The sequence below is a fragment of the Streptomyces sp. NPDC001920 genome (assembly GCF_053594495.1).
This window is the reverse complement of sequence record NZ_JBSFEP010000001.1, coordinates 54,382-69,518: the sequence shown is the minus strand read 5'-3', so window position 1 is coordinate 69,518 and position 15,137 is coordinate 54,382. Positions and strand designations below refer to the sequence as shown.

11 protein-coding genes are annotated in these 15,137 nt (G+C 70.7%); 3 read left to right on the top strand and 8 right to left on the bottom strand.

Going from position 1 to position 15,137, the window contains the following annotated elements:
• Position 1: 1 nt before the first annotated feature.
• The 8 genes from ACWCPI_RS00260 to ACWCPI_RS00225 form a co-directional block, all read right to left on the bottom strand.
• The gene (locus ACWCPI_RS00260; RefSeq protein WP_451036341.1) at positions 2-805 is read right to left on the bottom strand and encodes an ABC-2 family transporter protein; all 804 of its coding nucleotides are present in this window, start codon (positions 803-805) and stop codon (positions 2-4) included.
• Position 806: 1 nt separating this feature from the next.
• On the bottom strand, positions 807-1,802 hold the full coding sequence (locus tag ACWCPI_RS00255; protein ID WP_451036340.1) for an ABC transporter ATP-binding protein: 996 nt from the start codon (positions 1,800-1,802) through the stop codon (positions 807-809).
• A 127-nt stretch (positions 1,803-1,929) separates the two neighbouring features.
• Complete coding sequence (locus ACWCPI_RS00250) at positions 1,930-4,800, bottom strand: glycoside hydrolase family 2 TIM barrel-domain containing protein (protein ID WP_451035948.1); 2,871 nt, start codon at positions 4,798-4,800, stop codon at positions 1,930-1,932.
• A gap of 12 nt (positions 4,801-4,812) precedes the next feature.
• Positions 4,813-5,694: a carbohydrate ABC transporter permease gene (locus ACWCPI_RS00245; protein ID WP_451035947.1), complete on the bottom strand. Its 882-nt coding sequence runs from the start codon at positions 5,692-5,694 to the stop codon at positions 4,813-4,815.
• On the bottom strand, positions 5,691-6,659 hold the full coding sequence (locus ACWCPI_RS00240; protein WP_451035946.1) for a carbohydrate ABC transporter permease: 969 nt from the start codon (positions 6,657-6,659) through the stop codon (positions 5,691-5,693). The genes ACWCPI_RS00245 and ACWCPI_RS00240 overlap by 4 nt, the downstream gene beginning before the upstream one ends.
• A gap of 20 nt (positions 6,660-6,679) precedes the next feature.
• Positions 6,680-7,942 (bottom strand): ABC transporter substrate-binding protein, encoded by a 1,263-nt coding sequence (locus ACWCPI_RS00235; RefSeq protein WP_451035945.1) that lies wholly within the window; start codon positions 7,940-7,942, stop codon positions 6,680-6,682.
• A 233-nt stretch (positions 7,943-8,175) separates the two neighbouring features.
• Positions 8,176-9,465: an ROK family protein gene (locus tag ACWCPI_RS00230; protein WP_451035944.1), complete on the bottom strand. Its 1,290-nt coding sequence runs from the start codon at positions 9,463-9,465 to the stop codon at positions 8,176-8,178.
• 85 nt (positions 9,466-9,550) lie between these two features.
• Positions 9,551-10,804, bottom strand: a complete 1,254-nt coding sequence (locus ACWCPI_RS00225; RefSeq protein ID WP_451035943.1) for a D-arabinono-1,4-lactone oxidase — start codon at positions 10,802-10,804, stop codon at positions 9,551-9,553.
• A gap of 110 nt (positions 10,805-10,914) precedes the next feature.
• On the opposite strand from ACWCPI_RS00225, the gene ACWCPI_RS00220 reads away from it, so the two are divergent.
• The 3 genes from ACWCPI_RS00220 (at position 10,915) to ACWCPI_RS00210 (ending at position 15,117) form a co-directional block, all read left to right on the top strand.
• Positions 10,915-11,922 carry a hydroxyacid dehydrogenase gene (locus tag ACWCPI_RS00220; protein ID WP_451035942.1) on the top strand — a complete coding sequence of 336 codons (1,008 nt, stop codon included), beginning with the start codon at positions 10,915-10,917 and terminating at the stop codon, positions 11,920-11,922.
• A 153-nt stretch (positions 11,923-12,075) separates the two neighbouring features.
• Positions 12,076-13,395 carry a radical SAM protein gene (locus ACWCPI_RS00215; RefSeq protein ID WP_451035941.1) on the top strand — a complete coding sequence of 440 codons (1,320 nt, stop codon included), beginning with the start codon at positions 12,076-12,078 and terminating at the stop codon, positions 13,393-13,395.
• 225 nt (positions 13,396-13,620) lie between these two features.
• Entirely contained in the window at positions 13,621-15,117 is a 1,497-nt protein-coding gene (locus tag ACWCPI_RS00210; RefSeq protein WP_451035940.1) for a cellulose binding domain-containing protein, read from the top strand.
• Positions 15,118-15,137: the final 20 nt, after the last annotated feature.

Below are 15,137 nucleotides of genomic sequence, written 5' to 3'. Positions count from 1 at the left end.
CTCAGCCTCCCTGCGAGATCACGCGCCGGGCGGCCCGCCGCCACAGCAGCCGGGTGAACAAGGCCAGCACCACCACCCACGCCGCCTGGACGCAGAGCTGGAACGCCGCGTCGGAGAGCGGGATCCGTCCCACGTACAGCGACAGCGGCACGCTCAGCGTGGCCTGGAAGGGCAGGAAGGCGCTCATCGTCACGAACCAGTCCGGGAAGAACCACAGCGGCGCGTACACCCCGGACAGCAGGTTCTGCGCGAACATCAGGATGAGCATGGCCGCGTTGTTGCGGATCGTCCAGAAGCACAACTGGTCGAGCACGAGCATCACGTAGTACAGCACCCACTGCCCCAGCAGCATGCTGACCACGAAGACCCCGGCCACCGCCGCCGAACGGGGCGGCTCGACGATGCCCGCGGCCAGGCAGATCACGTACCCGGTCAGGGCCCACGCCAGCCCGTAGACCTGCTCCCCGGCGGCCCGCAGGGCGTAGTAGCGCTGCGGGGGCAGCGGGCGCAGGTACCAGTAGACGATGGTGCCGAAGTGCATGTGCTGCAGGACGGTGTCCCGGCCCGCGTGCTGGTCCAGCTCCCTGAGCCGGGAGGCGAGTACGGCCAGCACCGCGTACGTGACCGCCTGGTCGCGGCTCAGGCCCGCGGTCGTGCCGGTCTGGGCGTACAGACCGCGCCACAGCGACCAGACCAGCACCACCTGCACGGTCAGCCGGAGCGCGACGGCGGTCATCCGGGGCGGGGCGTTCAACTCGCCGAGCGGGGTGACGCGGGCGGCGCGCCACGCGTGCAGCACCGCCATCTCAGGCATCCCCGGCATGCACGTAGGCGGCCCGCATCACGTCTTCGAGGTCGGCCTCGTCCAGCGCGATGTCCGTCACCTCGAACCGCTCGATCACCGCCTTCAACGCCTGGTGCACCGTGGGGGCGTCCGACCCGTCCGGGCCGAAGACCACCTGCGCGCCGGTGTGCCGCAGCAGCGTGATGCCCGGCGGCGGCACGACGTCGGCGTGCGGGTCGGCGAGCGTGGCCCGCACCTGCCAGGTCGAGCCGAATTTCCGGCGGATCTCGTCGAGGGTGCCGTCCAGCACCAGCCGCCCGTGGTTGACGAGCACCACCCGCTCGGCGAGCCGCTCGACCTCCGTCATGTCGTGCGTGGTCAGCAGGACCGTACGGCCGCGCTGCTCCACCTGGTGGCGCAGGAACTCCCGCACCTGCTCCTTGACGACGACGTCCATGCCGATGGTCGGCTCGTCGAGGAAGACCACCGGCGGGTCGTGCAGCAGGGCGGCGGCCAGATCGCTGCGCACCCGCTGGCCGAGGGAGAGGTGACGGACCCGGGTGTCCCAGAAGGCCGACAGGTCCAGGATGTCGTCGAACTCGGCCAGCCGGGCGGCGTGTTCGGCTCCGGGCACCTCGTAGATGTCCCTCAGGATCGCGAACGACTCGCGCACCGGCAGGTCCCACCACAGCTGGGTGCGCTGCCCGAACACAGCGCCGACGTTACGGGCGTTGCGTTGCCGTTCCCGGTACGGCACCACACCCGCGACCCGGGCCTCGCCGGAGGTGGGGGTGAGGATGCCGGTGAGCATCTTGATGGTGGTGGACTTGCCGGCGCCGTTCGGGCCGAGCAGGGCGAGGAGCTCGCCCTGGGCCACGTCGAAGGTGATGTCGGTGACGGCGTGTCTGGCGACCCGCTCGGGGTTGACCAGGGAGCGGACGGCGCCCAGGAAACCGGGGCGACGGACAGTGGTGTGGAAGGTCCGGGACAACCCGCGGACCTCGATGGCGACACTCAATCGACCCACCAACTTCCTTTGGAGTGAAACGGTCACGGCCGGTCGGCTGCGAGGGCCGACCGGCCGCGGATGACATCCCGGCCCTGTCGGAATGTCGATCAATCGGTCAATCGATCAACCGGTTTTCTCACCTGGTGGCCGAGAACACGAACGAGAACTCCGCGGGCTCGGCCGCCAGGAAGTACCGCGGCAGCGGGCCCGGGCCGCAGGACTGCGAGCCGATGCCGTGCTGCCCGTGGTCGAGGTTGACCCACACGGTGTCCCCGGGCACCAGATCGGTGAGGTGCCGCGCGGCGTCCAGCTGTTCGCTGGTCCAGCGCCGGGCGCTGAACCAGAACTCCGGATCGCCCTCGATCCGCAGCCCGCCGAGTTCCACCCAGCGGACGTCGGCGCGGGCGCCGTTCTCCTGCGGACGCACGTACGGCGTCTGCAGCTCGTCCACGGTGGAGTGCCAGCGACCGAGCATCGAGGCCGCCTTGGTGTCCGGGTAGGCCTCACCGGGGCCGCCCCCGAACCACCGCACCGCGTCCGCCTGCGCCAGCCCGAAGCGGATGCCGAGCCGGGGCAGCGGCACCCTCCAGTCGCCCTCCGGCGTCACGGACACGGTGAGCCGCAGCCGGCTGCCGTCGGAGGTCCAGCGGTACACGGTGGCGAGGCCCACCTCCCAGGCGGCGGGCGCCACCCGGGTCCGTACCGTCAGCGCGTCGTCGGTCAGCTCCACGGCGTCCAGGCGGTGCCGCATGCGGTGCAGGCCGTACTTGCGCCACAGCATCCCGTAGCGGGTGTCGGTCTGCCACTCGGCACCGTCGTCGTTGTCGGTGGGCGCCCGCCAGACGTCCAGGCGTGCGGCGGTCACCTCCACGTCGCCGATGGTCCGCAGCGCCCCGGTGCGGGCGTCGAAGGAGGCCGGGCCGAGGGTGATCAGGCGATCCCCGGTCCTCGGACGGTCGCTCGCGGCGACCGACGGCGACCGCCGTGCGGACACCGGGAACTGGCCCCAGGCGACCACGTGGCCCTTCGGCGCCCAAGCCGAGTCGGCCCCGAGCAGCGCCCGTACGGTCCACCCGGTCTCGCCGCCGCTCTCGTGGCCGGGCGGCTCCGGCAGCTTGACCTCCGCCGACTCGCCGGGCGCGAGGGCCGGCACCGACAGGCTGCCGGCCTCGACCGTCTCACCGTCGACCTGGTACGACCACTCGAAGGCGAGCGCCGACAGATCGGCGAAGTCGTACGCGTTGGTCACCCGTACGGTGCCGCCCGCGCCGTCGCCCTCGATGCGGACCGGCTCGATGACCTTCTTGTACTCGACGAGCCCGGGGGAGGGCCTGCGGTCCGGGAAGACCAGCCCGTCGCAGACGAAGTTGCCGTCGTGCAGTTCCTCGCCGAAGTCGCCGCCGTAGGCGTAGCCCAGCTCGGGGTGCTTGACGCCGTGGTCGATCCACTCCCAGATGAAGCCGCCCTGGAGCCGGTCGTACCTCTCGAACAGCTCCTGGTAGTCGGCGAGCCCACCGGGCCCGTTGCCCATCGCGTGCCCGTACTCGCACAGGATGAAGGGGAGTTCGCGGCGCTTGCGGGTGCCGCCGTCGAGCTTCTGCCCGATCTTCTCCACCTCGTCGTGGAAGGCGTACATCCGCGAGTACATGTCGGTGTCCCGGCAGTCCCAGTCGCCCTCGTAGTGCACGAGCCGGTCGGGGTCCCGGCCGTGGATCCACTCTGCCATCGCGGTCAGGCCGCGCCCGGTGCCGGCCTCGTTGCCGAGGGACCAGATCACGATCGACGGGTGGTTCTTGTCGCGCTCGACCATCCGGGCGGCCCGGTCCAGCAGGGCCGGGGTCCAGCGGTCGTCGTCGACGGGGTTGTCGCGCCACGCCTGCTCGGTGAAGCCGTGTGTCTCCAGGTCGCACTCGTCGACGACCCACAGGCCCAGCTCGTCGCACAGGTCGAGGAAGGCGGGATGCGGCGGGTAGTGGGAGGTGCGCACGGCGTTGAGGTTGTGCCGCTTCATCAGCAGCACGTCCTCGCGCATGGTCTCCAGGTCGAGGGCGCGGCCCCTCTCGGGGTGCCACTCGTGCCGGTTGACGCCCTTGAACAGGACCGCCCTGCCGTTGACCTTGATCAGGCCGTCCTCCAGGACGACCGTGCGGAAGCCGATGCGCAGCGGCACGCGCTCGCCGGGCGTGATCAGCTCCCCGTCGTACAGCTTCGGCGTCTCCGCCGACCACGGCTCGACGGGGACCGTCACCGGCTCGCCGGTGGCGACATCGATGTCCAGGGCGGGCACGGACACCCGCCCGTCGACGCCGGAGTCGACGCGCAGGGTGCCCTCGCCCGTGGTGTGGTCGTAGGAGGCGTGCACGAAGAAGTCGCGGGCGCTGTCCTCGGGGCGGTGCAGCAGGGTGACGTCACGGAAGATGCCGGGCAGCCACCACTGGTCCTGGTCCTCCAGGTACGAGCCCGCCGACCACTGGTGCACGCGGACGGCGAGCACGTTGCCCTTCGGCTTCAGCAACCGCCCCACGGCGAACTCGTGCGGCAGCCGGGAGCCCTTGAACTCGCCCAGCTCCGTGCCGTTCAGCCAGACGCGGGCGCAGGACTCGACGCCGTCGAAGCGCACGACGGCGTCACCGTCGTCCGGCCAGTTGGCCGGGAGGTCGAAGGACCGCAGGTGGTCGCCGGTCGGGTTCTCCGTCGGGACGTGCGGCGGGTCGACCGGGAACGGGTAGAGGTGGTTGGTGTAGATCGGCGAGCCGAACGCTCCGTCGCCCTGCAGGACCCAGTGGCCGGGCACCGTGACCTCGGCCCAGTCCCCGGCGTCGTAGCCCTCCTCGGCGAAGGAGTCGTCCTCGGCGTCGGCGGTGGCCGACAGACGCAGGCGCCAGCGGCCGTTCAGGGAAAGGGACTTCGCGTCCGAGCGGGCGTACCAGGCGCGGGGCGGCAGGGCCCCGCTGCCCGGGGAGACGTCCTCGACGTAATCGACGGATGGGGTCGTGCGGAAAGACATCGGTCTCCTAGGTCAGCCCTTGATCCCGGTCTGCGCGATCCCCTGGACCAGCCAGCGCTGGAGGAAGAGGAACACGAACACCAGGGGCAGGATGGAAATGGCCGTGGCCATGAAGATCAGGTGGTAGTTGACGGTCTGGTTCGTCATGTACGACGAGAGCGCGACCTGAACGGTCCAGGCGCTCGGGTCCTGGCCGATGACCAGCGGCCACAGGAAGGCGTTCCAGCCGTTGATGAAGGTGATCGTGGCGATCGCCGCGAAGAAGTTCAGCGAGTTCGGCACCACGACACGCCAGTACGCGCCCCAGTAGCCGAGCCCGTCCACGCGTGCCGCCTCCTCCAGCTCCTTGGGGAACCCCAGGAAGTACTGCCGGAACAGGAAGCAGGTGAAACCACTGAACAGGCCGGGGATGATGAGACCCCGGTAACTGTCCACCCAGCCGAGGGACGAGACCAGGACGAAGCTCGGCACGAAGGTGACCGCGGTCGGAACCATCAGGGTGGCCAGGACGGCGTAGAAGACCTTGTCGGCGTGCTTGTAAGGGATCCGGGCCAGTCCGTAGCCGGCCATCGAGCAGATCAGCAGGATGCCCACGGTGTGCAGGACGGCGACGACGACGGAGTTCCACAGGGACCGGGCGAAGTCGACGGTGACGTCGTCGAACGGCTCGGCGATGTTGCCCCACTGGATGGAGGTGGGCAACCACTTCCACTCCTCGCCCGTGATCTCCGGGTCCGTCATGAAGGCGTTGCGGACGATCAGGTAGAAGGGGATCAGGAACAGGAGGGCGGCGACGCCGGTCGCGATGTACAGACCGGTGCTGCCCATGACGCCGCCGCGCCTGGTGCCGGCCGGCTCCGTCGCCTTCCCGAGGCCGGGTGCTGTGGTGGTCACTTGGACTCCTCACCCCTTCCGAAACCCATGATCTTGCCCTGGAACAGGGTGACGACGCAGATGAGGACGGTCAGGACGACCGCGCCCGCGCTGCCCACGCCGTAGTTCTGGTTCTCGCCCAGCGCCATCTTGTACAGCTCGACCAGCGGCGGCTGGCCCCAGGTCGCCTTCTGCAGCAGGTTGAAGAACTCGTCGAAGGCCTGGTAGGCGGCGATGAGCAGGAGCAGGATCACCGCGGTCGAGGTCGCCCGCAGCTGCGGCAGCGTGATGTACCGGAAGGTCTGCCAGCCCGGCTTGGCGCCGTCGATGGCAGCCGCCTCGTACAGCTCCCGCGGGATGTTCTGCAGCGCCGCGAGGAACAGGATCATGTAGAAGCCCGACTGGAGCCACAGCCGGACGGTCACGATGACCAGCCAGTACCAGGGCGGATCGGGATTCGCCAGCCACGCGATGTTCTCGATGCCGAACCAGTCGAGAACGGTGTTGGCCAGGCCGAAGCGGACGCCGTTGAAGAGGGACATCTTCCAGATCAGCGCGGCGGCGACATAGCTGACGGCGGTGGGCAGGAAGAACACCGACCGGAAGAACGCCCGCATGAACCGCAGCCGGTTGACCAGCAGTGCCAGACCCAGCGAGAGGGCCCAGGTGGCGGGCACGATGAACGCGGCGAACACGGTGAACGTGACGAGGGAGTTCAGGAAGTCCTCGTCCGTCAGGATCGACCGGTAGTTGTCGAGACCGACGAACTCGCTCGGCGTGACGGTGAAACGAGCCTCGAAGAAGCTGAGCCAGATGCTCCAGCCGATCGGCACGAAGACGAAGATCAGCAGGCCGATCAGGAACGGCCCGGTGAAGAGCCAGAAGTTGAAGGTGCTGCTCGCCCGAAGGCCCCGCCGCGGCCGGTCCTGGGAGACCTCGGCCGGGGCGGGGTCCCTGGCGACCCCGGGTGTGGTGGTGGTCGACATGTCGAGATCCGTCCGGCGGCCTATCCGAAGAGCTTCTTGAGCTCGGCGCCGACCTTCTTCTCACAGGCGTCGAGCTGGGCCTTCGGGTCGCCGTTCTTGCGGACGGCGTTGGCCATCACGTCGTTGAAATAGGCGATCATGGCCTGGGTCCAGCCGATGTTGTCGAAGTGGCCGAACTCGTTGAACAGCTTCACACCCTCGGCCGGCAGGCCGGTCTTCAGCTTGCTCGCGGACTCGGCGAGGGAGGTGCGCGGCGGGATGTGGAATCCGTAGGAGGTGGCGAAGTCCTCCTGGTACTCCTTCTTGTCGATCCACAGCCACTTGACGTACGCCTTGGCCGCCTCGACGTTCTTGCTCTTGGCGTTGACGAACATCGACCAGCCGCCGTTGTACACCGACTCCTTGCCGGCCGAACCGACCTTCGGGAACGGGAAGATGCCGATGTCGTCGCCGAGCGCCTGCTGCATGGCCGGCATCGCCCACATGCCGCACCACTGGATCGCGGTCAGGCCCTGGGTGAAGGCCGACGGGTCCCACCAGTCGGCGGGGGCGTCGAGCAGCAGGTTGCCGCTGGTGAACAGGGACCGCAGCTGCTTCAGGCCGTCGGCGACGGCGTCGGTGTTGAAGGCGGGCTTGTTGTCCGCGGTGAGGGTGTCGGCGCCGGCCGACCAGATCAGGTTGTGCTGGACCGGGGTGAGGTTGTTGCCGAGGTAGGCGCCCTTGACCTTGTTGGTGGTGAGCTTGTCGGCGGCCTCCACCAGTTCTTCGAGCGTGGTCGGGACCTCGACCTTCGCCTTCTCGAACAGCGAGGGCCGGTAGAAGAAGAACTGCGGGTCGTCGATCATCCGGACGCCGTATATCTTCCCGTCCACCGTGTGCGACGTGATGTCGGCCGCGTTGAAGTCGTCCTTGACCGGCTCGATGATGTCGGTCAGGTCCGCCACCTGACCGCTCTTGATGAGCTGGATCTGCGGGTGGAACTCGAAGACGTCCGGCGCGTTCTTGGTGAGCAGCGCGGCGAACAGCTTCTGCTCGAAGTTGGAGCCGGTGATCCACTGTGTGGTCACGTCGGTCTTGTCGTACGCCTTCGCGTACCTCTTCACGGCCTGCTCGACGCCGGCCTCGCCGTAGGCGTGGAAGTACTGGACGAGACCGTCGCCCGACCCTCCGCCGCTGCGCCCGGTGTTGCTGCCGCACGCGGCGAGCCCGCCCGCGGCGGCCAGGCCCATAGCGGCCCGCAGAACGTTTCGGCGGTCCCAGGTGGTGTTGCTCGATGCCGACATGCTGACGTCCTTGTCTCGAGTGCGGCTGCGCCCTGTGCCCGTGGCTGGAGCGGCTCAGCGCCAGGTGGCTCAAACGGGTTGCGGTGCGGGACGTTAACCTTCGGCTAAGGCTTCGGCAAGGGGTTGGACGAAGTCTGTGCGAAGCGTTGTGCAACGTTCGGAATGCCGGACGTGACGGGCTCACGGTTCCGCCGCACCAGCGACCGCGAGCCCTCCCTCAGCTCCTCCCGTCGTCACGGGTGCGGCGCGGTACGGCTCCTCGCCGGGGCGGCACGCTTGGCCGAGGCCCGCTGCCCCACCGACTGCAGCGCCCCTTCCAGCGCGAACGTCGCCGCGCCCAGACACACCGGGTCGCTGGGGATGGGGGACAGGACGATCTCGGTGGCGGCCATCGGCCGCGGCAGCGCGTGCCGGGCGACGGCCTCGCGCACCTCCGCGACCAGGGGCTCACCGAGGGCGGTCGCGACCCAGCTGCTGAGCACGACGACCTCGGGGTTGAACAGGTTCACCAGGTCCGCGATGCCCGCGCCCAGGTAGCGGACCGTGTCGCGCACCGCCCGGAGCGCCACCGGGTCGCGTGTGCGCAGTCCCTGGGCCAGCGCGGCGATCGTGGCCGTCTGGTCCTCCGGGTGCAGCAGCGCGCTGTCGGCGCTCAGCTCCCGCAGCGTCAGCATGATCCCGGACGCCCCGACGTACGCCTCCACGCACCCCTGCCTGCCACAGCGGCACAGCCGGCCGTCCAGGACGATCGTCGTGTGACCCCACTCGCCGGCGCTGTTGCTCACGCCCCGGTGCAGCCCACCGCCCAGGACCAGCCCGGCACCCACGCCGGTCCCCAGGTTGACCACCACGGCGTCCCCGCGCCCGCGCGCCGCCCCGAACCACAGCTCGGCCACCGCGGATGCGCGCAACGGGTTGTCCAGGTACAGCGGGTAGGCGATGTGCTCGGTGAGCAGGTCGAGCAGCGGCACGTCGTGCCAGTCCCAGTTGGGCGCGTACTCCGAGATGCCCGTCGCCCGGTCCACCTGCCCCGGCACGCTCACCCCGACGCCGAGCACCCGGGCGCCCTCCACGCCGGCCTGCGCCACGACCGAGCCGACCGCCGCGGCGACATGGCCGACGACCTGCTCGGGCAGGCTCTCGCCGGGCCGGACGTCCTCCTCGGCGCGGGCCAGCACGTTCAACGCCAGGTCGAAGAGCTCGACATGGACGTACGTCTCCGCGATGTCGACGCCGATCAACGCCCCGCCGGGGGCGTTGACCGCCACGAGTCCCCGGGGGCGGCCACCGGCCGAGTCCTCGAACCCGACCTCCGTGATCATCCGCAGGTCGAGCAGCTCGCCCACGAGAGTGGCGACGGTGGCGAGACTGAGACCGGTGGCGGCCGCCAGCTCCTGCCGGGAGGTGGGTGACGCGGCGATGATCTGGCGCAGCACCTCGTAGCGGTTCGCCGTGCGGATGTCGCGTGATGTGCGCTTCACCGGACCTGCCCCCGTCCTTTCGCTCGGGCACCGGAGCGTCATCGGCCCCGGCGCGCGGCAAGGCTATGGCCTGGGGGGACTTTCGACAAGGGGTTAGGAAAGGGGCTTTATAAAGTCTGTCAGGGCCTCAGTCCCCCAGTATCTCCCGCACGAAGGCGTTGGCGAATTTCCGCCCCGGGTCCAGCTCCCGCGCGAGCGCCCTGAAGTCGTCCAGCCGCGGATACCGCCCGCGCAGCACCTCTGCCGGCACGGCGAAGACCTTCCCCCAGTGCGGCCGCGGCCCGAACGCGTCCAGGGCCTCCTCCAGCCGCCGCACCACCGGCATCACGGCAGCGGTGTCCTCGATCCAGGTGAAGTGCAGGGCCACCGAGTCCCGCCCGTGGGCGGGGCTGAGCCACTGGTCGTCGGCGGCGACCGTCCGCACCTCGCAGGTCTGCAGGACGGGCGCGACGGTCTCACGGATCGCGTCCAGCGCACGCAGCGCGTCCACGGCGTACCCGCGCGGCAGCAGGTACTCCGACTGCAACTCCACCCCGCTGCTGGGTGTGAACTCCGCCCGGAAGTGCGGCAGCCGCTGATGCCACGGGCCGGCCACCCCGAACTGCTCCGTGCAGTTGACGGCGGGCATCCCCGGTACCGGGTGCATCTTCTCGGTGGCGGGCGCCGCCCACGGGAAGCCGGGCAGCGGCTGGTCGGTGCGCCGCTTGAGCCAGGCCTGCCGGAACCCCGGAGCCCGCCAGTCGGTGAACAGGCTCACGCTGTACGCCGACGCCATCACCGTCTCGAACACGGCCGGGTCCAGTCCGTCGAGGGGGAGTTCGGTGAAGACGTACTGCTCGACGTCGAAGGACGGCTCCAGATCGAGGGTGAGCGCCATGACGACGCCGAGGGCGCCCAGCGAGGTGACGGCGCCGCCGAACCGGCGGTCGTCCCGCCCGACGGTGAGTGCCGACCCGTCCGCCGTGATGAGCTCGACCTGCCGTACGGACGTGGCGAGCGGGCCGTTGCCGACCCCGGAGCCGTGCGTCCCGGTCGCGACCGAGCCGGCCACCGAGATGTGCGGCAGGGAGGCCATGTTGGGCAGGGCGAGGCCGTGCGCGTGCACGGCGCGGGCGAGTTCGGCGTACCGTACGCCACCCGAGACCCGTACCGTCCGCGCCTCCCGGTCCACGTCGACCACCGGCGGCAGTCCGGCGATCGACAGCAGGACACCCTCGGGGCCGGGCTCCGCGATCTCGTTGAAGGAGTGCCCGCTGCCCAGCACCCGCACCCTGGGGCCTGCGGCCACCAGGGCGCTGACGGCGCCGGCCGAGTGAGGCCGGTGCAACTCCTTGGCGGAGTAGGTGATGTTCCCGGCCCAGTTGGTGATCGTCTCCATCATCCCTGCCCGTCCTTCGAGGTGCCCGCGTGTGCGTTGACCCTCTCATCCGCGCCCGCCTACCGTAGAGATCGCTTTCTCGCCCCCACCCCGCCGAACCGGAGGCCACGTCCGTGACCCAGCGGCCGTACGCAGTCTTCGCCATGTCCGCCGAGAACGTGCCGCAGGTCTTCCCGCCGGACGTGCTCGCGCGGCTGCGCGCCTCGCTGGACATCGACCCCGCCCTGGTGGCCGAGGACCTCACCGACCCACGGCTGAAGGACGTGCTCGCCCGCACCGAGATCCTCGTCACCGGCTGGGGCTGCCCCCGCCTCGACGCGGCCGTGCTGGACGCGGCGCCGAAACTGCGCGCGGTGCTGCACTCGGCCGGCTCGGTCAAGGGCTTCGCCACACCCGAACTGTGGCGGCGCGGCATCGCGGTGAGCTCGGCCGCCGCCGCCAACGCCGTCCCGGTCGCCGAGTACACGCTCGCCATGATCCTGCTCACCGGGAAGGACCTTCTCGCGGCCCGCGACCGGCTGCGCACCGAGCGCGCCTTCCCCGGCTGGGGGCTCGTGGCCGGCATCGGCAACCACGGCCGCCGGGTCGGCGTCGTCGGCGCCTCCCGCATCGGCCGCAAGGTGATCGAACTGCTGCGCCCGTTCGACCTGGGCGTGAGCCTCGCCGACCCGTACGTCGACGAGGCGGGCGCCGCCGCACTGGGCGTACCGCTGCTGCCGCTGGACGACCTCCTGCGCACCTCGGACGTCGTCACCGTGCACGCCCCCGAAACCCCCGAGACCCGCCACCTCGTCGGACGCCGCGAACTGGCCCTGATGCCCGACGGAGCCGTCCTGATCAACACGGCGCGCGGCGCCCTGGTCGACCACGAGGCCCTGATCGCCGAACTGCGCACCGGCCGCCTCTCCGCGATCCTCGACGTCACCGATCCCGAGCCACTGCCCGCCGACTCACCCCTGTTCGACCTGCCGAACGCTTTCATCACCCCCCACCTCGCGGGCTCCCAGGGCAACGAGGCGGCCCGCCTGGGTCTCGCCGTGGCGCGGGAGGCGGAACGCCTGGCGGCGGGTGAGGAGCTGGCACACCCCGTGGACCCCGGGGCGCTGGAGCGGGAGGCGTGAGGGGGAGCGGCACGGTGTGGTGAGTCGTCCCGGCGGGGGCTTTCGGAGGGTCTCCCCGGCGCCGAGCGGCTCTCAGGGGGCCCCGGCGCGGCTCACGTCCGGGCGGGGGCATACCGTGAGGAGTCGTACGCCTGAGCCGGGAGGAGATTACGGATGGTCAGCCGAACCGCGCTGGTCGAGGATCTGATGGAGCGCTTCCCGCACGTGCCGCGGGAAGCCGTCTTCAAGGAGGACCTGCTCCGGGGCGGCGTGGCCTTCGACCCGTCCGCCCTCAGCGACAACGAGGGCGGCGAGGTCAAGCCGAAGTCGTACTTCATCTTCTCCTTCGATCACGGCACGCTGCCCGAGCTGGGCGAGGCCGCGCTGCGCCGCCCGCCGGAGGAGATCATCCTCACCGGCGGCCCGTACGACCTGCGGCGCACCGTGGTGTCCGTACGTGTGAACCCGTCCTCGCCGTACCGGGTCGCCGCGAACGAGGACGGCGTGCTCGGGCTGTATCTCGACGGCAAGCGGATCGCCGATGTCGGCGTGCCGCCGATGCCCGAGTACTACCGCCACACCCTCGCGAGCGGGAAGTCGGTGATGGAGGTCGCCCCGACCATCCAGTGGGGCTACCTCATCTATCTGACCGTCTTCCGGGTCTGCCAGTACTTCGGCGCCAAGGAGGAGTGCCAGTACTGCGACATCAACCACAACTGGCGCCAGCACAAGGCCGCCGGGCGGCCGTACACCGGCGTGAAGGACGTCGAGGAGGTCCTCGAGGCCCTGGAGATCATCGACCGCTACGACACCGCCAAGGCGTCCACCGCCTACACGCTCACGGGCGGCGCCATCACCAAGACGGTCTCCGGCCGCGACGAGGCCGACTTCTACGGCCACTACGCCAAGGCCATCGAGGAGCGCTTCCCCGGCCGCTGGATCGGCAAGGTCGTCGCCCAGGCCCTGCCGCGCGACGACGTCCAGCGGTTCAAGGACTACGGGGTGCAGATCTACCACCCCAACTACGAGGTGTGGGACGAGTACCTGTTCAAGATGTACTGCCCCGGCAAGGAGCGGTACGTCGGCCGCGACGAGTGGCACAAGCGCATCCTGGACTCCGCCGAGGTCTTCGGCGCGCGCAACGTCATCCCCAACTTCGTGGCGGGCGTGGAGATGGCCGAGCCCTTCGGCTTCAAGACGGTCGACGAGGCGATCGCCTCCACGACCGAGGGCCTGCGCTTCTTCATGTCCCACGGCATCACCCCCCGCTTCACCACGTGGTGCCCGGAACCCACGACGCCGCTCGGCAAGGCCAACCCGCAGGGCGCGCCGCTGGAGTACCACATCCGCCTGCTGGAGGCCTACCGCGCCACCATGGAGGACTTCGGCCTCTCCTCACCCCCCGGCTACGGCCCGCCCGGACCCGGCCGCGCCGTCTTCTCGGTCAGCTCCTTCATGGACAGCCTTCCGGCGGAGGACACCGCGGCGGTGTAGGCGGGGACGCACGGCGGAGAAAACACGGCGGTGCCGTTGAGACGGGCGGGGCCGGCGTCCGTACAAGAAGGCGGAGTTGCGGACGCGGCCGCCCGTCCTGACATGTGAACACAGCGCTTGTCAGTTGTGTCCAATACGTGAAAGGCTCCTGTCCTGCCGCGAGGGTTCCCCTCAACTCCACTGCCAATATGGCGAGTTGACCTCGCATGTGGATGCAGGAGACCCATGCCCGACCTGCCGACCCCCCAGGACGCCACCGAGGCCGCGCTGTTCTCCGAGTGCTGGGACGCCGTGCTGTCGTACGCCGATCTGTGCACGGCCGGCTCCGCCGCCGCCGGGCAGCTCGCCAGGGAGGCGTTCTCCGCCGGTATACGCGAGGCACGCGAGACCGAGGCCGGGCCCCTCAGAAGCGCCGGCCGCCGCCCGACCGCCCGGCTGCCCCGCGTCCCCCTGCTGCTGACCGCCGTACGCACCACGGCGGCCGACTGGGAGGAGAGCGGTCAGGGCCACAAGCTCGACCCCGACCTGCGCCTGTGGCTCAACTCCGAGAAGGCGGCCCGCTACACCGGCCCCCCGCTGCAGCGCCCGCTCGCGCTGCGCGGACTGCGCGACCTGCAGGAACCGGACGCCGCGCTGCTGTGGCTGGCGGAGGTGGAGGCGCTGCCGCCCGCCGTGGTGGCCCGGCGGCTCGGCCTCGACCCGGCCACCCTGTCCGAGGAACTCGCCCAGGTACGGGGCCTGTTCCGGGACCGCTGCCAGCGCAACCATCTCGACACGCCGATGGACGCGGGGTGCCGCAGCTACGCCCGCCTCCTCGACGCCGTCACCCGCTCGACCGCCACCGACACCCCCGGCGACCTCTCCCGCCACCTCGCCACCTGCGTGCAGTGCGCGGAGGCCGCCGCCTGTCTGCGGCTGCACGGCGGCGGGCTGCCCGCGGCCCTGGCCGGGGGCGTGCTGGGCTGGGGCGGGCTCGCCTACCTGGAGCGGCGCCGCCGAGCCGCCGACGTGCGCCTCGGCACCGGACGCCCCGACCGGCCGGACACCGACGCCTACCCGGACGAGCCAGGCGCGCAGAAGGCGCGCGTCGTGCGCAGCGGCCTCCTCGTGGCCGCCGTCCTCGTCTCCCTGCTGGCCCTCGCCGTGTCGATGATGCCGGGCGGCACCACCGTCGACGGCGCCACCGCCGGCGGCGACCCGTCCGACCGCCAGCCGGTCGCCGACCCCGGCTTCTCCCTGCCGGTCGCCGATGCCCCCCGGCCCTCCGAGGAATCCCCGGAGCCGTCCCGGAGCGCTCCGTCCGACGACCCCTCGCCCGAACCGAAGAGCCCCGGCCCCGGCCCGCAGGGCACCTCGTCGGCGACGGCCGGCGAGGACGACCCGGAGCCGTCGGCGAGCGCACCGCCCACGTGCAGCGTCGAGTACGAACTCGTCAACGAATGGCCCGACGGCTTCCAGGCCACCATCACCGTCACCACCGAACGGGCCCTCGACGACTGGCGCGTCGCCTGGTCCTTCCGCAACGGCCAGGAGGTCGGCCAGATGTGGGACGCGCGCTTCGCCCAGGACGGCTCCCGCGTCACCGCCACCGCCGCCGACTACAACAGGAAGGTCGCCGCGAACGGCACCCTCTCCTTCGGCTTCCTCGCCTCCAGGGACGGGGAGAACGCGGCGGGTTACGACTTCGCGCTGAACGGGCACGACTGCGCGAAAACCGGTTGACGGGCCTTCCAGGGGCCCGG